Origin of the sequence: Citrobacter sp. wls615 (genome assembly GCF_005281355.1) — a bacterium.
In the GTDB taxonomy this organism is placed as follows: Bacteria; Pseudomonadota; Gammaproteobacteria; order Enterobacterales; family Enterobacteriaceae; genus Citrobacter; species Citrobacter werkmanii.
Genome location: NZ_SZXM01000062.1, coordinates 96,490 through 116,602 on the forward strand (window position 1 = coordinate 96,490; position 20,113 = coordinate 116,602).

General features: G+C 50.2%; 18 protein-coding genes, 1 tRNA gene, 1 rRNA gene and 1 pseudogene. 18 read left to right on the forward strand and 3 right to left on the reverse strand.

The features are described 5' to 3' along the window. Positions 1 to 164 precede the first annotated feature (164 nt). The 11 genes and pseudogenes from accB to FDX04_RS17450 all read left to right on the forward strand — a co-directional run bounded on the left by accB (position 165) and on the right by FDX04_RS17450 (position 9,238). Positions 165 to 635 (forward strand): acetyl-CoA carboxylase biotin carboxyl carrier protein, encoded by a 471-nt coding sequence (gene accB, locus FDX04_RS17400; protein WP_003025210.1) that lies wholly within the window; start codon positions 165 to 167, stop codon positions 633 to 635. A 10-nt stretch (positions 636 to 645) separates the two neighbouring features. Next, a complete protein-coding gene (gene accC / locus FDX04_RS17405; protein WP_006687801.1) occupies positions 646 to 1,995 on the forward strand; it encodes an acetyl-CoA carboxylase biotin carboxylase subunit in 1,350 nt (449 codons plus the stop codon). Between the two features lie 109 nt (positions 1,996 to 2,104). Next, positions 2,105 to 2,347, forward strand: coding sequence for a YhdT family protein (locus FDX04_RS17410; RefSeq protein ID WP_006687800.1), 243 nt, complete (start codon positions 2,105 to 2,107; stop codon positions 2,345 to 2,347). Then, on the forward strand, positions 2,337 to 3,788 hold the full coding sequence (gene panF / locus FDX04_RS17415) for a sodium/pantothenate symporter (protein WP_137360154.1): 1,452 nt from the start codon (positions 2,337 to 2,339) through the stop codon (positions 3,786 to 3,788). Before FDX04_RS17410 ends, panF begins: the two co-directional genes overlap by 11 nt. 11 nt (positions 3,789 to 3,799) lie before the next feature. Further along, complete coding sequence (gene prmA, locus FDX04_RS17420; protein ID WP_137371280.1) at positions 3,800 to 4,681, forward strand: 50S ribosomal protein L11 methyltransferase; 882 nt, start codon at positions 3,800 to 3,802, stop codon at positions 4,679 to 4,681. 137 nt (positions 4,682 to 4,818) lie between these two features. Beyond that, positions 4,819 to 5,549 (forward strand): annotated as a pseudogene (locus FDX04_RS17425) (carbonic anhydrase). A gap of 94 nt (positions 5,550 to 5,643) precedes the next feature. Next, positions 5,644 to 6,432 (forward strand): carbonic anhydrase, encoded by a 789-nt coding sequence (locus tag FDX04_RS17430; protein WP_249935544.1) that lies wholly within the window; start codon positions 5,644 to 5,646, stop codon positions 6,430 to 6,432. 298 nt (positions 6,433 to 6,730) lie between these two features. Then, a complete protein-coding gene (gene dusB, locus FDX04_RS17435) occupies positions 6,731 to 7,696 on the forward strand; it encodes a tRNA dihydrouridine synthase DusB (RefSeq protein WP_061382541.1) in 966 nt (321 codons plus the stop codon). A gap of 25 nt (positions 7,697 to 7,721) precedes the next feature. Then, the gene (gene fis / locus FDX04_RS17440; RefSeq protein WP_000462905.1) at positions 7,722 to 8,018 is read left to right on the forward strand and encodes a DNA-binding transcriptional regulator Fis; all 297 of its coding nucleotides are present in this window, start codon (positions 7,722 to 7,724) and stop codon (positions 8,016 to 8,018) included. 88 nt (positions 8,019 to 8,106) lie between these two features. Beyond that, entirely contained in the window at positions 8,107 to 8,991 is an 885-nt protein-coding gene (gene yhdJ, locus FDX04_RS17445; protein ID WP_042311358.1) for an adenine-specific DNA-methyltransferase, read from the forward strand. 82 nt (positions 8,992 to 9,073) lie between these two features. Further along, entirely contained in the window at positions 9,074 to 9,238 is a 165-nt protein-coding gene (locus tag FDX04_RS17450; protein WP_032940702.1) for a DUF2556 family protein, read from the forward strand. A 34-nt stretch (positions 9,239 to 9,272) separates the two neighbouring features. Here FDX04_RS17450 and envR read toward each other — a convergent pair whose 3' ends face one another. Further along, positions 9,273 to 9,929, reverse strand: coding sequence for an acrEF/envCD operon transcriptional regulator (gene envR, locus FDX04_RS17455; RefSeq protein ID WP_137360156.1), 657 nt, complete (start codon positions 9,927 to 9,929; stop codon positions 9,273 to 9,275). 413 nt (positions 9,930 to 10,342) lie between these two features. Here envR and FDX04_RS17460 point away from each other — a divergent pair, with 413 nt between their 5' ends. From FDX04_RS17460 to FDX04_RS17490, 7 genes are all read left to right on the forward strand, one after another. Then, positions 10,343 to 11,503, forward strand: a complete 1,161-nt coding sequence (locus FDX04_RS17460) for an efflux RND transporter periplasmic adaptor subunit (protein ID WP_085048618.1) — start codon at positions 10,343 to 10,345, stop codon at positions 11,501 to 11,503. An 11-nt stretch (positions 11,504 to 11,514) separates the two neighbouring features. After that, on the forward strand, positions 11,515 to 14,628 hold the full coding sequence (locus FDX04_RS17465; protein ID WP_042311363.1) for an efflux RND transporter permease subunit: 3,114 nt from the start codon (positions 11,515 to 11,517) through the stop codon (positions 14,626 to 14,628). A 271-nt stretch (positions 14,629 to 14,899) separates the two neighbouring features. Further along, positions 14,900 to 15,121, forward strand: a complete 222-nt coding sequence (locus FDX04_RS17470) for a lipoprotein (RefSeq protein ID WP_003025292.1) — start codon at positions 14,900 to 14,902, stop codon at positions 15,119 to 15,121. Between the two features lie 467 nt (positions 15,122 to 15,588). Further along, the gene (locus FDX04_RS17475) at positions 15,589 to 16,614 is read left to right on the forward strand and encodes an amino acid ABC transporter substrate-binding protein (protein WP_038634415.1); all 1,026 of its coding nucleotides are present in this window, start codon (positions 15,589 to 15,591) and stop codon (positions 16,612 to 16,614) included. A 69-nt stretch (positions 16,615 to 16,683) separates the two neighbouring features. Next, a complete protein-coding gene (locus FDX04_RS17480) occupies positions 16,684 to 17,865 on the forward strand; it encodes an amino acid ABC transporter permease (RefSeq protein WP_137360157.1) in 1,182 nt (393 codons plus the stop codon). Positions 17,866 to 17,874: 9 nt separating this feature from the next. Next, positions 17,875 to 18,978: an amino acid ABC transporter permease gene (locus tag FDX04_RS17485; RefSeq protein WP_137360160.1), complete on the forward strand. Its 1,104-nt coding sequence runs from the start codon at positions 17,875 to 17,877 to the stop codon at positions 18,976 to 18,978. Between the two features lie 7 nt (positions 18,979 to 18,985). Next, positions 18,986 to 19,744 (forward strand): amino acid ABC transporter ATP-binding protein, encoded by a 759-nt coding sequence (locus FDX04_RS17490; protein ID WP_042311366.1) that lies wholly within the window; start codon positions 18,986 to 18,988, stop codon positions 19,742 to 19,744. Positions 19,745 to 19,848: 104 nt separating this feature from the next. On the opposite strand, the gene rrf is transcribed toward FDX04_RS17490, so the two are convergent. Continuing rightward, a 5S ribosomal RNA gene (gene rrf / locus FDX04_RS17495) occupies positions 19,849 to 19,964 on the reverse strand. A 38-nt stretch (positions 19,965 to 20,002) separates the two neighbouring features. Further along, positions 20,003 to 20,078 (reverse strand) — tRNA-Thr (locus tag FDX04_RS17500). Positions 20,079 to 20,113: the final 35 nt, after the last annotated feature.

Consider the following 20,113-nt stretch of genomic DNA (forward strand, 5'->3'; position numbering starts at 1 on the left):
CGCACAATGACGAACAAGTCTGGCAATCTCACTTAAAGGCAACGGCACCCAGTGCAACGCCTGAGATGCGTGGCATCTTGTCACTCACTGTTATAAAAATGCTATACAGACGGCGGTAAAACGCCTGTCACAATCTCACTAAACAAAGAGTACGGAACCCACTCATGGATATTCGTAAGATTAAAAAACTGATCGAGCTGGTTGAAGAATCAGGCATCTCCGAACTGGAAATTTCTGAAGGCGAAGAGTCTGTACGCATCAGCCGTGCGGCGCCAGCTGCAAGTTTTCCAATGATGCAACAGGCTTATGCTGCACCAGTGATGCAGCAGCCAGCTCTGTCTAACGCTGTCGCACAAACTGCCTCTCCAAGTATGGAAGCTCCGGCAGCAGCGGAAATCAGTGGTCACATCGTACGCTCCCCAATGGTTGGTACGTTCTACCGCACCCCGAGCCCAGATGCGAAAGCGTTCATCGAAATCGGCCAGAAAGTGAATGCGGGCGATACCCTGTGCATCGTTGAAGCCATGAAAATGATGAACCAGATCGAAGCCGACAAATCCGGCGTCGTTAAAGCGATTCTGGTAGAAAGTGGTCAACCGGTAGAATTTGACGAGCCGCTGGTCGTCATCGAATAACGAGGCGAACATGTTGGATAAAATTGTCATCGCTAACCGCGGCGAGATTGCCTTGCGTATTCTTCGTGCCTGTAAAGAACTGGGCATCAAGACTGTCGCTGTGCATTCAAGCGCGGATCGCGATTTAAAACACGTATTGCTGGCGGATGAGACGGTCTGTATTGGCCCGGCTCCGTCCGTAAAAAGCTATCTGAACATCCCGGCTATCATTAGCGCCGCTGAAATCACCGGCGCGGTGGCAATTCATCCGGGTTATGGCTTCCTTTCTGAGAACGCCAACTTTGCAGAGCAGGTAGAACGTTCTGGCTTTATCTTCATCGGCCCAAAAGCCGACACCATCCGCCTGATGGGCGACAAAGTGTCCGCGATTACCGCGATGAAGAAAGCTGGCGTACCGACTGTTCCAGGCTCTGACGGCCCGTTGGGCGATGACATGGACGCTAACCGCGCTCATGCTAAACGCATCGGCTACCCGGTTATCATCAAAGCCTCCGGCGGCGGCGGCGGTCGCGGTATGCGCGTCGTGCGCAGCGATGCCGAACTGGCGCAATCCATCTCCATGACCAAAGCGGAAGCGAAAGCGGCTTTCAATAACGACATGGTCTACATGGAGAAATACCTGGAAAACCCACGCCACATCGAAATTCAGGTGCTGGCAGACGGTCAGGGTAACGCGATTTATCTGGCAGAGCGTGACTGCTCCATGCAGCGTCGTCACCAGAAAGTTGTCGAAGAAGCACCAGCGCCGGGCATTACCCCGGAACTGCGTCGCTACATCGGCGAGCGTTGCGCCAAAGCGTGCGTTGATATCGGCTATCGCGGGGCGGGTACTTTCGAGTTCCTGTTCGAAAACGGCGAGTTCTACTTCATTGAAATGAACACCCGTATTCAGGTTGAACACCCGGTAACCGAAATGATCACCGGCGTTGACCTGATCAAAGAGCAGCTGCGCATCGCTGCGGGTCAACCGCTGTCCATCAAGCAGGACGAAGTTATGGTTAAAGGCCATGCGGTGGAATGCCGTATCAACGCCGAAGACCCGAACACCTTCCTGCCGAGCCCGGGTAAAATCACGCGTTTCCACGCGCCGGGTGGCTTTGGTGTGCGCTGGGAGTCTCATATTTACGCAGGTTACACAGTACCTCCGTACTATGACTCAATGATCGGTAAACTGATTTGCTATGGCGAAAACCGCGACGTCGCTATCGCACGCATGAAAAACGCCTTGCAGGAACTGATCATCGACGGCATCAAAACCAACGTTGATCTGCAGATCCGTATCATGAATGACGAGCACTTCCAGCATGGTGGAACCAATATCCACTACCTGGAGAAAAAACTCGGACTTCAGGAAAAGTAAGCAAGCGTTAACACCGAAAAGGCCGGAAATTCCGGCCTTTTGTTTTTCTCCCCTCCCATACGTGCCATAAGGTACAATCCCCGCTTTCTTTATCCACAAGGGACAAAAAATGGACGCTCGTTTTGTTCAGGCCCATAAAGAGGCGCGCTGGGCGCTGTGGCTGACCCTTTTATATCTTGCCGCATGGTTAGTGGCCGCTTACTTACCAGACTCCACTCTGGGTTTTACTGGCCTGCCGCACTGGTTTGAAATGGCCTGTCTGCTGACGCCATTGGTTTTCATCGTACTGTGCTGGGCGATGGTGAAGTTTATTTATCGCGACATTCCTCTGGAGGATGATGATGCAGCTTGAAGTTATTTTGCCGCTGGTCGCCTATCTTCTGGTGGTTTTCGGCCTCTCTGTTTACGCCATGCGCAAAAGGTCGACTGGCACCTTCCTGAATGAATATTTCCTCGGCAGCCGCTCTATGGGCGGGGTCGTGTTAGCCATGACGCTAACGGCAACCTACATTAGCGCCAGCTCGTTTATCGGCGGCCCAGGTGCCGCTTACAAATACGGACTGGGATGGGTTTTGTTAGCGATGATCCAACTGCCCGCCGTCTGGTTGTCGTTGGGTATTCTCGGCAAAAAATTCGCCATTCTTGCACGCCGTTATAATGCGGTTACCCTCAACGATATGCTGTTTGCCCGCTACCAAAGCCGCCTGCTGGTATGGCTGGCGAGCCTCAGCCTGCTGGTCGCGTTTGTCGGTGCAATGACCGTACAGTTTATTGGCGGCGCGCGTTTGCTGGAAACGGCAGCGGGTATCCCTTACGAAACCGGCCTGCTGATTTTTGGCGTCAGTATCGCGTTATACACGGCGTTTGGCGGATTTCGCGCCAGCGTGTTGAACGACACGATGCAGGGCATGGTGATGCTGATTGGTACTATCGTACTGCTGGTCGGTGTCGTCCATGCCGCCGGTGGTCTCAGCAATGCGGTGGTCACTCTGCAAACCATCGATCCTAAACTGGTCTCGCCGCAGGGCGCTGATGACATTCTGTCCCCCACGTTTATGACCTCGTTCTGGGTACTGGTATGCTTTGGCGTGATTGGCCTGCCGCATACGGCGGTGCGCTGCATCTCCTATAAGGACAGCAAAGCGGTACACCGTGGAATTATCATTGGCACTATCGTAGTGGCTGTCCTGATGTTTGGTATGCATCTGGCCGGCGCGTTGGGCCGGGCGGTGATCCCTAACCTGACGGTACCGGATCTGGTTATTCCCACGCTAATGGTAAAAGTCTTGCCGCCGGTAGCAGCCGGGATCTTCCTCGCCGCGCCCATGGCCGCGATCATGTCGACGATCAATGCCCAATTGCTGCAAAGTTCCGCTACGATCATTAAAGATCTCTATCTGAACCTTCGCCCGGAACAACTGCAAAATGAAACACGGCTGAAACGCATGTCGGCAGTGATCACTCTGCTGCTGGGCGCGTTACTGCTGCTGGCCGCCTGGAAGCCGCCAGAGATGATTATCTGGCTTAACCTGCTGGCGTTTGGCGGGTTGGAAGCCGTCTTCCTATGGCCGCTGGTGCTGGGCCTTTACTGGGAGCGGGCAAACGCGGCAGGCGCACTGAGCGCAATGATTGTCGGCGGCATACTTTATGCCGTACTCGCTACTTTTAACATTCAGTACCTGGGCTTTCATCCGATTGTGCCCTCGTTACTGATAAGTTTGCTGGCTTTCCTGATCGGCAACCGTTTCGGTTCCGCCGTTCCGCAAGCCGCCATATTGACTACTGATAAATAAAGAGTTTTGCCATGCCATGGATTCAACTGAAACTGAACACGACCGGTGCAAACGCTGAAGAGTTGAGCGACGCACTGATGGAAGCGGGCTCCGTTTCCATTACCTTCCAGGATACGCATGATACGCCGGTATTTGAACCACTGCCGGGCGAGACTCGCCTGTGGGGCGATACCGACGTTATCGGCTTGTTCGATGCAGAAACCGACATGAAAGAGGTCGTTGCTGTTCTGGAGCAGCATCCGCTGCTGGGTGCTGGCTTCGCGCATAAAATCGAACAGCTTGAAGACAAAGACTGGGAACGCGAATGGATGGATAACTTCCACCCAATGCGCTTTGGTGAACGTCTGTGGATTTGCCCAAGCTGGCGCGATGTCCCGGATGAGAACGCCGTCAACGTGATGCTCGACCCGGGCCTGGCGTTTGGTACTGGCACTCACCCAACCACCTCTCTGTGCCTGCAATGGCTGGATGGTCTCGATCTTAACGGTAAAACGGTTATCGACTTTGGCTGCGGATCCGGCATCCTTGCCATTGCGGCACTGAAGCTGGGTGCGGCGAAAGCGATTGGTGTGGATATCGATCCGCAAGCGATTCAGGCCAGCCGTGATAACGCCCAGCGTAATGGTGTTTCTGAGCGTCTGGAACTTTATCTGCCTAAAGACCAGCCAGAGGCGATGAAAGCCGATGTGGTGGTCGCCAACATCCTTGCAGGCCCATTACGTGAACTGGCGCCGTTAATCAGCGTGCTGCCCGTTGAGGGCGGTTTACTGGGGCTTTCTGGTATTCTTGCCAGCCAGGCGGAAAGCGTCTGTGAAGCCTATGCCGATCTCTTTACGCTCGATCCGGTTATCGAGAAAGAAGAGTGGTGTCGCATTACCGGGCAGAAAAAATAATCCCTTCCAGTGGCCTCTCTGTAGGCCACATTTTCCCTTTTTTGTATCCTCCCGCCAACATCACAATGCTAAAATAAACCATTAACTTATTGAAGTTAATACATAAAAAATCATTTATCATTCATTGGACGAATTACATGAAATCAACTTTTGGTAAGGCGGGGCTACTGGCCCTAAGCATCATGCCCGTAACGGTATTTGCCTCTCACTGGAGCTATGAGAGAGAAGGTTCTCCTGAACACTGGGGCAGGAGTATAAAACTTGCCAGACTGGGATGAACCAATCCCCGATCAATATCGACACAACGCTCACAGCACATATCTCACCGCTTGCCACCCACTATACCGATGGGCCGGTCACACTCATCAATAATGGCCATACTGTCCAGGCGGGTCTTAAGACCACAACCGGGGACACCGTGACCATTGATGGTATAGCGTTCACTCTCCAACAGTTACATTTTCACGCACCAAGTGAAAATACCGTTCATGGCAAACATCATGCTATGGAAGCACATCTGGTACACAAAGATGCGAAAGGGGATGTAGCAGTCGTCGCGGTCATGTTTGATGTCGGAGCTGAAAACGCAGAACTAAATAAACTGTGGGCAACAATGCCCGAAAAAACTGGACAGGATGTCAGAATAACCGCGCAGATGGATCTTAACGCACTACTGCCCACTGATAAGACTTACTGGCGCTTCAGCGGCTCTCTGACGACACCGCCCTGTACCGAAGGCGTCACCTGGATTGTCCTGAAGCATCCAATAACGCTTTCCGAAGCGCAGCTTAAAAAATTCACTCAGACCATGCATCACGACAACAACCGACCAACACAACCGCTCAATGGTCGAGTGATCGTGGAGTAATTTTTTCGGCGTGGTTATCTGACCACGCCATTTTCAGACAACAGACCAGCATACTGATACTTTACCCAGCGATAAAATAACCAATTGATTTTTATTGAGTAAACGTATGCGCTTCAACCGCTTTGTAACCACTTTACTGGCAGCATGCTTAATACCCCTGATGACCCAGGCCGCGCCATGGGGATATACCGGAGAAACCGGCCCTGCGCAGTGGGGAAAAATTAGCAAAGAGTATGCAACGTGCCAGACTGGCATCAACCAGTCACCCGTTGATATCCAGACCGCGACAACCAGCAAGCTCGGCCTGCCCACGCTCGACACACAGTACATCGATAACCCGACAAGATTTCGGAGCATTAACTATACGCTGCAGGCAACAATGAGTTCCTACTCCTCTAATTTCATTAAAATTGAAGGAAGGCTCTATTATTTAAAACATTTTGATTTTCACGCCCCAAGCGAACATACCCTCAACGGTAAAAACTATCCGCTGGAGCTGCAGTTGGTCCACAAAAACCAACATGGTGATATCGCCATTGTGGCGGTCATGTTTGACATTGGTGAGCCTAACCAGGCGATTCAAAACCTGTGGGAGTCCTTTCCCACCATGGAGGGGAACAGCATGCCCATTTTTTCGCCCGTCGATATCAACCAGCTTCTACCCGATAACAAGACCTACTGGCTCTACACTGGCTCGATAACAACGCCTCCCTGTACTGAAGGCGTCACCTGGGTTGTCCTGAAAAAGCCTGTTGCCCTTTCCGCCGAGCAATTGGATAAATTTCACTACATTGTTGGGCCTGCGAACAATCGTCCACCGCAGCCGCTGAATGAACGCACGATTACTGACAGCAATTCAGGTGATACCGAGATCCTGTACTAAAATGAGGTAACGATCACACAATAGCGAGGTAATTTGCTGATTAATTCAGCAGAATATCTTGTCAGTATCTTCTGCAACTGAAGAAAAAATGAGAAGTTACGCAAAATTATATGCGTATATAAAATCGACATATTTTTTTAACGCCATGATTTATATGATTAAAAAAATTCATACGTTCATATTTACGGCAATTCATTGATCCACCTCAGTGGATTGGTCAAAGTTTGGCCTTTCATCTCGTGCAAAAAATGCGTAATATACGCCGCCTTGCAGTCACAGTATGGTCATTTCTTAACTCATGCGCATCGGACAATACCAGCTCAGAAATCGCCTGATCGCAGCACCTATGGCTGGCATCACTGACAGACCATTCAGGACGCTGTGCTATGAGATGGGAGCCGGATTGACGGTATCCGAGATGATGTCTTCTAACCCGCAGGTTTGGGAAAGCGACAAGTCTCGTTTACGGATGGTGCACGTTGATGAGCCAGGAATTCGCACGGTGCAAATTGCCGGTAGCGATCCTGTTGAGATGGCCGATGCCGCACGTATTAACGTGGAAAGCGGCGCCCAGATTATTGATATCAATATGGGGTGTCCGGCTAAAAAAGTGAATCGCAAGCTCGCAGGTTCAGCCCTCTTGCAGTACCCGGATTTAGTGAAATCAATACTAACCGAGGTCGTCAATGCAGTGGACGTTCCTGTCACACTCAAGATTCGCACCGGCTGGGCTCCGGAACACCGTAACTGCGTAGAGATTGCCCAACTGGCTGAAGACTGTGGCATTCAGGCTCTGACCATTCATGGACGCACCCGCGCCTGTTTGTTCAATGGAGATGCTGAGTACGACAGTATTCGGGCAGTTAAGCAGAAAGTTTCCATTCCGATTATCGCGAATGGCGACATTACTGACCCGCTTAAAGCCAGAGCTGTACTCGACTATACGGGGGCGGATGCCCTGATGATAGGCCGTGCAGCTCAGGGAAGACCCTGGATCTTTCGGGAAATCCAGCATTATCTGGACACTGGGGAGCTGCTGCCCCCGCTGCCACTGGCAGAGGTGAAGCGCTTGCTTTGTGCGCATGTTCGGGAACTGCACGACTTCTATGGTCAGGCAAAAGGGTACCGAATTGCGCGTAAACACGTATCCTGGTATCTCCAGGAACACGCTCCGGATGACCAGTTTCGGCGCACATTCAACGCCATTGAAGATTCCAGCGAACAGCTGGCGGCGTTGGAGGCATACTTCGAAAATTTTGCGTAAACAGAAATAAAGAGCTGACAGAACTATGTTCGAACAACGCGTAAATTCTGACGTACTGACCGTTTCTACCGTTAACTCCCAGGACCAGGTGACTCAAAAGCCCCTGCGTGACTCGGTTAAACAGGCACTGAAGAACTATTTTGCTCAATTGAATGGTCAAGACGTTAATGATCTCTATGAGCTGGTACTGGCTGAAGTAGAACAGCCCCTGTTGGACATGGTGATGCAATACACCCGCGGTAACCAGACCCGTGCTGCCCTGATGATGGGCATCAACCGTGGTACGCTGCGTAAAAAACTGAAAAAATACGGCATGAACTGATACTAATCAGTTAAATGTTTGTTTTAAAAGGCGCTACTCGGCATGGGGAAGCGCCTTTTTTATTAACGTCACACGGGAGGCTTTGGCGATGAACGCAAGATGTGAACCTGTCTATTTTGGCGATGAATCTAAAAAGATAATCCTGGGTGATGCGCTAACCGAGCTAAAAAAGCTACCCGCTGAAAGCATCGATCTCATTTTTGCCGACCCACCTTATAACATCGGCAAAGACTTTGACGGGATGGTGGAATCCTGGGACGAAGAGACCTTTCTGGCGTGGCTGTTTGAATGCATTGACGAGTGCCATCGCATTCTCAAACCACACGGTAGCATGTACATCATGAACAGTACGGAGAACATGCCGTACATCGACCTCAAATGTCGCCAGCTTTTTACCATCAAAAGCCGTATCGTGTGGTCATATGATAGCTCAGGGGTACAGGCTAAAAACTACTTTGGTTCGATGTATGAACCGATCCTGATGATGGTCAAAGATCAGAAAAACTACACGTTTAATCGTAATGATGTTCTGGTTGAAGCTAAAACGGGCGCTAAACGTGCGCTAATAGACTACAGAAAGAATCCGCCCCAGCCTTACAATCAGAAAAAAGTACCGGGCAATGTCTGGGATTTTCCCCGCGTTCGCTATCTGATGGACGAATACGAAAATCACCCCACTCAAAAACCCAAAGCCCTCCTGGAACGCATCATTCTGGCTTCCTCCAACCCGGATGACAAAGTGCTGGATCCGTTTGCCGGCAGCTTTACAACCGGCGCTACCGCAGTGGAATTAGGTCGCAAATTTGTCGGTATTGAAATCAATGCTGAGTACGTAAAAATGGGGCTCAGAAGACTGAGTATCGGTTCTCATTTTTCAGAGACTGAACTTGCAAAAGTGAAAAAACGTAAGACAAAAAACCTGTCCAAAAAGAGCCGATTAACGGCAAACAGTGGCGCTCTTTCGGCAAAGTAAAGGCATTGTAAGTCTGCTTTTCAGCTTACTGATTTCGTGTATATTCCCTGCAAGCTTAGGCATGAATACACAGGATTTAGCAATGATTCGCAAGTATTGGTGGCTGGTTGTTTTTGCGGTCTTCGTTTTTCTTTTTGATGCGCTGCTCATCCAGTGGATAGAACTGATGACAACAGAGCACGACAAGTGTCGGAATATGAACTCAGTGAATCCCCTAAAGCTGGTCAACTGCGCCGATCTCGACTAGCACCGCCGACAGCCGTCAGGCCCTGGCGGCTAAACTACCCAACCTGGTTTTCACTCTGTATTAATTGCATTACGCAGCCGTCCGGGCTTAGCATTTTTAATACATTGTCAACTAATGCTGGCGCTTGCCCATAAAGATCATAACTCTCTGGATTCATTAGCCAGTTTTTTATTATTCCGCTAAAGCTACCATGCAAAATAATTATGATGACGTCTAAATCCAGACTGGTGGCAATCAAATTTTCATCTACGCACCGTTGGAGAGAATCGCGAATGCTTTGGTGGCTGAGACCTATTTTATCGCGAATGGCCTGCTCTGATATCATATCTTTATGGAATTCGCATTTATGATATAAAATCTGCATTAATGCCTGCTGACGAGGGTTCTCCGCAATATATTGTAATCCCACCACAAATTTTTCACGCAACCGCTGTAAAGGGTTATCCCCCCAACGACCAATAAGCTTGTCCTGAATAAGATCGCGTAAGGGAGGTTGTTGTAACCATAGCTCATTAAACAATTGAGTTTTATTCTCGAAATGCCAATAAAGTGCACCCCGCGTCACATTGGCGGCATCCGCTATGTCGTTTAGCGTCGTATTACCTACGCCACGTGCGGCAAACTGTACAATCGCCGTTTCCATCAGGTGCTGTCGCGTTTTGAGGGCATCCGCTTTCGTTTTTCTGGCCATGATTCCGACTATCTGGATTGGAGTAGAGAATGATTAACTTTCTTATCTAATATTTTCTATCTGGAACAAATGTATCACTTAGCGTTTATTTAGACGAGGGCTAAAGTATTTAATTACGGACATTACACACGAATAGATAAAACAAATAACAAAAGACAATATATTCACCATTCAGATGATTATTTCGAAATGTATTTATCAGCATCATAGTGTTGCTATAAATATCACAATGAAACGGTAGCTGATTAATCTTTTTTTGCTTTTATGTGCCGTGAACCCCGCCCATAAATAAGTATTGCTTACATCGCAAGCTAATAATTTGTAGGATAGCCAACTATTATTTTTCTTGTGCGCGTTATCACCTCTGCTGTTACCCGGTTAATAACGAGCGTTCGGTTTTTTAAGGAATAGAAATGACGAAAAATGCCAGGTTTTCACTCCTGCCCTCATTCATCATCATCTCCGCTGCATTACTCGCCGGTTGTAACGATCAGGGAGAAACACAAGCACATCCCGCAGAGCCGCAGGTGACTGTCCATGTCGTCGAAAAGGCCCCTTTAGCCGTGACGACCGAATTACCCGGACGCACCACAGCATTTCGTATTGCAGAAGTCCGTCCTCAGGTTAGTGGAATTGTACTTAAACGGAATTTCACCGAGGGGAGCGATGTTGAAGCCGGTCAGTCGCTTTATCAGATCGATCCCGCGACTTACCAGGCTGACTATGACAGCGCCAAAGGCGAACTGGCAAAGAGTGAAGCAGCGGCCGCTATCGCGCATTTAACGGTAAAACGTTATGTGCCGCTGGTTGGCACCAAGTACATCAGCCAGCAAGAGTACGATCAGGCAATTGCTGATGCCCGCCAGGCCGATGCCTCCGTAATCGCGGCCAAAGCGGCGGTCGAAAGCGCACGTATCAACCTGGCCTACACCAAAGTGACATCGCCCATTAGCGGACGTATCGGTAAATCTAACGTCACCGAAGGCGCATTAGTCACGAATGGTCAGGCAACTGAGCTTGCTACCGTGCAACAGCTCGATCCTATCTATGTTGACGTGACGCAGTCCAGTAACGACTTTATGCGCCTCAAGCAGTCAATTGAACAAGGTAGTCTGCATAAAGACAGCGCCAGCAGTACCGTCGAGCTGGTGATGGAAAATGGTCAGGCATATCCGCTGAAAGGCTCATTGCAATTTTCTGATGTAACGGTTGATGAAAGCACAGGATCAATCACTCTCAGAGCCGTATTCCCTAACCCACAGCACACGCTGCTGCCAGGCATGTTTGTGCGCGCGCGCATTGATGAAGGCGTCCAGCCGAATGCCATTCTTGTTCCGCAGCAGGGTGTAACGCGCACGCCACGCGGCGATGCCACCGTGATGGTCGTTAACGACAAGAGCCAGGTTGAAGCGCGGACAGTTGTCGCCGCTCAAGCCATTGGCGACAAATGGCTCATCAGCGAAGGTCTGCAACCCGGTGACAAAGTTATCGTGAGCGGCTTACAAAAAGCACGCCCTGGCGTTCAGGTTAAAGCAACCGCCGATACTGAAACCCCAGCGACGAAAGCCCAATAAGGTAACCGGACATGGCTAACTTTTTTATCAGGCGTCCTATCTTTGCCTGGGTACTGGCCATCATTCTGATGATGGCGGGTGCTCTGGCAATTATGCAACTGCCCGTGGCGCAGTACCCGACCATCGCGCCTCCTGCCGTATCGGTTTCCGCCACCTACCCAGGTGCGGATGCGCAAACGGTACAGGATACCGTCACGCAGGTTATCGAACAGAATATGAACGGTATCGATAACCTGATGTATATGTCCTCCACCAGCGATTCTGCCGGTAGTGTGACCATCACGCTGACCTTCCAGTCCGGTACCGACCCCGATATCGCGCAGGTTCAGGTGCAAAACAAACTGCAGCTCGCCACTCCACTACTGCCGCAAGAAGTTCAGCAGCAGGGGATCAGCGTCGAGAAATCCAGTAGCAGCTTTTTGATGGTCGCGGGTTTTGTTTCTGACAACCCACAAACCACGCAGGATGACATTTCCGACTACGTCGCCTCGAACGTTAAAGACTCGATCAGCCGTCTGAATGGCGTGGGTGACGTGCAGCTGTTTGGTGCGCAGTACGCTATGCGTATCTGGCTGGATGCAAACTTGTTGAATAAGTACCAGCTCACACCGGTTGATGTGATCAATCAGTTGAAGGTGCAGAACGATCAGATTGCTGCCGGTCAGCTGGGCGGTACGCCTGCGTTGCCTAATCAGCAGCTTAATGCCTCTATCATTGCGCAAACGCGACTGAAAGACCCTGAAGAGTTCGGCAAAGTAACTTTACGCGTGAATAGCGATGGTTCGGTCGTTCACCTGAAAGACGTTGCACGCATCGAGTTGGGGGGGGAGAACTACAACGTAGTCGCGCGTATTAACGGGAAACCAGCATCCGGTCTCGGGATCAAACTGGCAACCGGGGCAAACGCGCTGGATACCGCAAACGCTATCAAAGCCAAGCTGGTTGAACTGCAACCGTTCTTCCCGCAGGGAATGAAGGTGGTCTATCCGTACGACACCACCCCGTTTGTAACCATCTCCATTCATGAAGTGGTAAAAACGCTGTTTGAAGCGATCGTGCTGGTGTTCCTGGTCATGTATTTGTTCCTGCAAAACATCCGGGCTACGCTCATTCCAACCATTGCCGTACCTGTTGTATTGTTGGGCACATTTGCCGTACTTGCCGCGTTTGGCTACTCAATAAACACCCTGACGATGTTCGGCATGGTACTCGCCATCGGCCTATTGGTTGATGATGCGATAGTGGTGGTGGAAAACGTGGAACGTGTGATGATGGAAGATAATCTACCGCCCAAAGAGGCGACGGAAAAATCCATGTCACAAATTCAGGGCGCGCTGGTCGGTATCGCCATGGTGCTGTCTGCGGTATTTATCCCGATGGCCTTCTTTGGCGGCTCAACCGGGGCTATCTATCGGCAGTTCTCTATCACCATCGTTTCTGCAATGGCGCTTTCAGTGCTGGTAGCGCTGATCCTGACTCCCGCGCTTTGTGCAACGCTGTTGAAGCCGGTATCGGCTGAACATCACGAGAATAAAAGCGGTTTCTTTGGCTGGTTTAATGCCAAATTTGATCACAGCGTCAATCATTACACCAATAGCGTCAGCGGTATTGTGCGTAAAACCGGGCGTTACCTGGTCGTCTACCTGATTATCGTGATTGGGATGGCGGTGTTGTTTATGCGCCTTCCAACCTCCTTCTTGCCAGAAGAAGATCAGGGCGTATTCCTGACAATGATTCAGCTTCCGGCCGGTGCAACGCAAGAGCGAACCCAGAAAGTGCTGGATCAGGTTACGCATTACTACCTGAACAACGAGAAAGCCAACGTCGAAAGCGTCTTTACGGTTAACGGCTTTAGCTTCAGCGGGCAAGGGCAAAACTCAGGGATGGCGTTTGTCAGCCTCAAGCCCTGGGAAGAACGCAGTGGCGACGAGAATAACGTTGAATCGATTATCGCCAGAGCAACCCGTGCGTTTAGCCAGATTCGTGACGGCTTAGTGTTCCCTTTCAACATGCCAGCCATTGTTGAACTGGGTACCGCAACCGGCTTCGACTTCGAGCTGATTGACCAGGGCGGGCTGGGGCATACCGCGTTAACACAAGCGCGTAACCAACTGCTGGGTATGGTTGCTAAACACCCTGACCTGCTGGTTCGCGTGCGTCCAAACGGTCTCGAGGATACCGCCCAGTTCAAGCTGGATGTCGATCAGGAAAAAGCTCAGGCCCTTGGTGTCTCGCTGTCCGATATTAATGAAACCATCTCCGCTGCGCTGGGTGGCTATTACGTCAATGACTTCATTGACCGTGGCCGCGTGAAAAAAGTGTACGTACAGGCCGATGCCAAATTCCGTATGTTGCCGGAAGACATCAATAATCTGTATGTTCGTAGCGCCAATGGCGAAATGGTACCGTTCTCCACGTTCAGTTCCGCACATTGGATCTACGGTTCACCACGTCTGGAACGTTACAACGGTATGCCTTCTATGGAACTGTTAGGAGAAGCTGCGCCAGGCCGAAGCACCGGTGAAGCGATGGCGCTGATGGAAAGCCTGGCAGAGAAACTGCCTAACGGTATCGGCCATGACTGGACGGGTATGTCCTATCAGGAACGACTCTCAGGGAACCAGGCGCCTGCGCTGTATGCTATCTCGCTCATCGTTGTCTTCCTTTGCCTTGCCGCATTGTATGAGAGCTGGTCGATCCCGTTCTCGGTGATGCTGGTTGTACCGCTTGGCGTGGTTGGCGCACTGCTAGCCGCATCGCTACGTGGGATGAATAACGACGTGTACTTCCAGGTTGGGTTGCTAACCACTATCGGCCTCTCGGCTAAAAACGCCATTCTGATCGTCGAGTTTGCCAAAGACCTGATGGATAAAGAGGGTAAAGGGCTGATCGAAGCGACGTTGGAGGCATCCCGCATGCGTCTTCGCCCTATCCTGATGACATCCCTGGCATTTATTCTGGGGGTTATGCCTCTGGTTATCAGCCACGGAGCGGGTAGCGGTGCACAGAATGCGGTCGGCACAGGTGTAATGGGGGGAATGCTAACCGCAACATTGTTGGCGATCTTCTTCGTTCCCGTCTTCTTCGTTGTCGTCAGACGGCGTTTTAGTCGGCACACTGATTAATTTGTAAAATAAAGGCGTCTACGGACGCCTTTTTCATCGGTACACTCTCTCTTTGTTTATTAATAAGATAGCCATTTATTTCATTTAAGTCGGTCATTAAAACCCGCCCGCAACCTTTCTTTTTATCCATTATTTTTACAATCCACATGAATTGAGATTATTCCTTCTGTCAGTCTTTTTTTAAGAGGTGGTAAAATAATGACCGAGTTCGCAGATGGCTTAGCGCTTGTCTTTGCTCAATTAGCGAAACGCTTATTTTTGAGGTAACACCATGAAAAGATTAATATCCGTTGCATTGCTTACCGCGTTTCTTGCCGGTTGTGCACACGATTCTCCTTGCGTACCTGTATACGACGATCAGGGACGCCTGGTCCATACCAATACCTGTATGAAAGGCACCACGCAGGATAACTGGGAAACAGCCGGTGCCATCGCCGGTGGCGCAGCCGCCGTTGCCGGATTGACGCTTGGGATAGTTGCCCTGACCAAATAACTCTTCTTAAAGGTTTTAAAGGCGCGGTGGTTACCGCGCTTTTAGCAATAAAATAAAATTCACATATAAGACAAAACGTTGGTTTATAGCTCTTCCTGAATAATAAAATTATTATAGATATCCCTCACATATCCACGATTTGAAAGTAGCATTTTTCCTGTTCTTTGTTACACCGCGTTTTCTTTTCATTATTCTCACGCGATCAATATTAACGTCCGAAATCGTTATCACGCGTCCTGTCTAATTTTAAAATTTTTGCGCTGAAATGTGGCTTACGTTTCAATTTTGCACCACTTCAGGGCGCTGCATTTATTTTTTCCTGTCTACACTCTGCATATTGCGTCGAATAATCGTGCGCAAAAACCTGGCACTACCTTTGCTTAAAAGAGTATGGCCAAAGCCACAGACCGGTAAAAGACGTTTTCAGAACGTTTTCATAACAATAATTCCTCCACACAGGATGCTCTATGAAAAAGATGATAATAGCCAGCCTGGCTGCGGCCGGCGTGCTCCTTGCGATAGCAAATCAGGCGCATGCCGGCGCAACACTTGATGCCGTAAAGAAAAAAGGGTTTGTGCAATGCGGGATCAGTGACGGGTTGCCTGGCTTCTCTTACGCCGATGCGAGCGGTAAGTTTTCAGGTATTGATGTCGACGTATGCCGAGGCGTTGCCTCCGCCGTATTTGGCGATGATACCAAAGTAAAATATACCCCGCTCACCGCCAAGGAACGTTTCACCGCGTTACAGTCTGGCGAAGTCGACATGCTCTCGCGTAATACCACATGGACCTCCTCTCGTGATGCAGGTATGGGCATGTCTTTCACTGGCGTAACCTATTACGATGGCATTGGTTTTCTTACCCACAATAAAGCCGGCCTGAAGAGCGCGAAAGAACTGGATGGCGCAACGGTGTGTATTCAGGCAGGAACCGATACCGAACTGAACGTGGCTGACTACTTTAAAGCCAATAATATGAAGTACACCCCTGTCACGTTTGACCGCTCGGATGAATCAGCCAAGGCTCTGGAATCAGGACGTTGTGATACGCTGGCCTCCGACCAGTCTCAGCTATATGCCCTGCGCATCAAGCTGAGCAATCCTGCAGAATGGATTGTCCTGCCAGAAGTTATCTCTAAAGAACCGTTAGGTCCGGTTGTACGTCGTGGCGACGATGAATGGTTCTCCATTGTTCGCTGGACGCTGTTCGCCATGCTGAACGCGGAAGAGATGGGGGTTAACTCGAAAAACGTTGATGAAAAAGCGGCTAATCCTGCAACGCCGGATATGGCGCATCTGCTAGGTAAAGAAGGGGATTATGGCAAGGATCTGAAGCTTGATAACAAATGGGCTTATAACATTATTAAGCAGGTAGGTAACTACTCGGAGATCTTTGAACGTAACGTTGGATCGGAAAGTCCGTTGAAGATCAAACGTGGACAGAACAACCTCTGGAACAACGGTGGCATTCAATATGCGCCACCGGTGCGCTAATGCAAAGTGATGTAACGGGCGCCGCAGCTGCGGCGCTCAGCCCAGAGCCATTGTTACCGAGGTTTTCTTATGCTTCATCGCCGCTCAACCGTAAAAGGATCGCTATCCTTTTCTAACCCTGCGGTCCGCGCCTGGTTATTCCAAATACTCGCCGTCATTGCGGTCATTAGCATTGCGGTCTATCTCATTCATAACACGATTAATAACCTGAGCAGTCGCGGTATTACCTCGGGATTTTCTTTTCTCGACCGCAGCGCGGGATTTGGTATCGTCCAGCATCTGATTGATTACGAGCAAGGCGATACCTATGGCCGCGTGTTCCTGGTCGGTCTGCTTAATACGCTGTTAGTTTCCGCACTATGTATCATCTTCGCTTCATTTCTCGGTTTCTTTCTCGGGCTGGCACGCCTGTCAGATAACTGGTTATTGCGAAAGCTCTCCACGGTCTATATCGAAACGTTCCGCAATATCCCGCCGCTATTGCAGATCTTCTTTTGGTATTTTGCCGTATTACGTAACCTACCCGGCCCACGTCAGGCAGTGAACGCGCTGGATTTGATGTTTCTGAGCAACCGGGGGCTGTATATTCCGGCGCCGCAAATGGGAGAAGGTCTTTTTGCCTTTTGTACTGCGGTCCTTATTGCCATCGCTGTCACCTTCGGACTATTTCGCTTCAACAGAATGCACCAGATCAAAACCGGTCAGTTACGCCGTACCTGGCCCACAGCTCTGGCATTATTCGTATTTTTACCGATGATTTCACAATGGTTTTTTGGCGCGGCCCTTCACTGGGATATCCCCGAGCTACGCGGTTTTAACTTCCGTGGCGGTATGGTGCTTATACCTGAACTGGCGGCTCTGACGCTGGCGCTTTCAGTGTATACCTCAGCGTTTATTGCAGAAATTATTCGGGCAGGAATTCAGGCTGTTCCTTATGGCCAACATGAGGCAGCACGCTCTCTGGGTTTGCCAAATCCGGTGACGCTCCGCCAGGTCATCATCCCACAGGCGCTGCGCGTCATCATTCCTCCACTAACCAGTCAGTACCTGAATATCGTTAAAAATTCTTCGCTCGCTGCCGCCATTGGCTACCCGGATATGGTTTCCCTGTTTGCTGGCACGGTACTCAATCAAACGGGACAAGCCATTGAAACTATTGCCATCACGATGTCGGTGTACCTGATCATCAGCCTGAGCATTTCTCTCCTGATGAATATTTATAACCGTCGTATCGCACTGATCGAGCGCTAAGGAGCCATGATGACAAAAGCACTACTGTCTCACCCCTCGCGCCAGAGCAGTAACCCGGCAAGCAGCTGTCTGTTCTGGGTTCGCAAAAACCTGTTCTCCACTTGGTCAAATAGCCTGCTCACGCTGCTATGCGTGTGGCTAATTTGGTCCTTCCTTCCACCGCTGTTGAACTGGGTATTTTTTCAGGCCAACTGGATAGGCTCTACCAGAGCTGACTGTACCAAAGCGGGGGCCTGCTGGGTGTTCATTCATGAACGCTTCGGACAATTCATGTATGGACTTTACCCACACGATCAGCGCTGGCGCATAAATCTGGCCCTGCTGATTGGCCTTGTTTCAATCGTTCCCATGTTCTGGAAAATCATTCCCCACCGTGGTCGTTATATCGCCGTTTGGGCAGTTCTTTATCCTTTGGTGGTCTGGTGGTTGATGTACGGTGGTTTTCTCGGACTTGAGCGGGTAGAAACCCGGCAGTGGGGCGGGTTAACGCTGACGCTTATCATCGCATCCGTCGGTATTGCGGGTGCACTCCCGTGGGGGATTCTACTGGCATTGGGACGTCGTTCTCATATGCCAATCGTTCGGATTTTATCCGTCATTTTTATTGAGTTCTGGCGCGGCGTACCGTTGATCACCGTCCTGTTTATGTCCTCTGTCATGCTCCCTCTGTTTATGTCGGAGGGGACCAGCATCGACAAGCTTATCCGGGCACTGGTCGGCGTCATTCTTTTCCAGTCAGCCTATGTTGCAGAGGTAGTTCGTGGGGGATTACAGGCCTTGCCAAAAGGTCAGTATGAAGCGGCTGAATCACTGGCCCTGGGGTACTGGAAAACCCAAGGGTTAGTCATTCTTCCACAAGCTCTCAAGCTGGTTATTCCTGGTTTGGTTAATACGATTATTGCCCTGTTCAAGGATACCAGTTTGGTCATCATCATCGGCCTGTTTGATCTCTTCAGCAGCGTGCAGCAAGCAACCGTGGATCCTGCATGGCTGGGTATGTCGACTGAAGGATATGTTTTTGCCGCACTGATTTACTGGATCTTTTGTTTCAGTATGTCGCGTTACAGCCAACATCTGGAAAAACGTTTTAATACCGGGCGTACACCGCACTGAGGAATTTATGAACCAATTATTAATGCAGTCTACTGACGCGATGATTACGCTGGAAAACGTCAATAAATGGTACGGACAGTTCCACGTTTTGAAAAACATCAATCTGCAGGTAAAACAAGGAGAGCGTATCGTCTTATGCGGTCCTTCCGGCTCGGGTAAATCGACAACTATCCGTTGTATTAACCATCTGGAAGAGCATCAGCAAGGACGTATTGTGGTGGATGGGATTGAACTCAATGAAGACATTCGCAATATTGAGCGCGTCAGGCAAGAAGTTGGCATGGTCTTTCAACACTTCAATCTCTTTCCTCATTTGACGGTCCTGCAAAACTGTACGCTGGCACCAGTCTGGGTGCAAAAGATGCCGAAAAAAGAGGCTGAAGTGTTGGCAATGCACTACCTTGAGCGAGTTCGCATTGCTGAACATGCGCATAAATATCCTGGGCAAATCTCTGGTGGACAACAACAGCGCGTGGCCATTGCACGTTCGTTATGTATGAAACCTAAAATTATGTTGTTTGATGAACCCACATCAGCGCTGGATCCAGAAATGGTGAAAGAGGTGCTTGATACCATGATCGGTCTGGCGCAATCGGGTATGACTATGCTGTGCGTTACCCATGAAATGGGATTTGCCCGCACGGTGGCCGACCGCGTGATCTTCATGGATCTTGGCGAGATTGTGGAGCAAGCGCCGCCAGATGAGTTTTTTGCCAATCCCAGGTCAGAACGTACGCGGGCATTCCTGTCGCAGGTGATTCATTAATCTTCTGTTTTGCCCGGTGGCGTTGCGCATACCGGGCTTACAGGTTAGCAAGAAGCATAACGCAAAAAGGCCATCCTTTCGGATGGCCTTTTCACTTATTTGATGTCTGGCAGTTCCCTACTCTCGCATGGGGAGACCCCACACTACCATCGGCGCTACGGCGTTTCACTTCTGAGTTCGGCATGGGGTCAGGTGGGACCACCGCGCTACAGCCGCCAGACAAATTCTTTTCTAAGCGCCGAACTTTAACCGAAAAACTGGTGCTGATACCCAGAGTCGAACTGGGGACCTCACCCTTACCAAGGGTGCGCTCTACCAACTGAGCCATATCAGCACACTAAATTTGATGCCTGGCAGTTCCCTACTCTC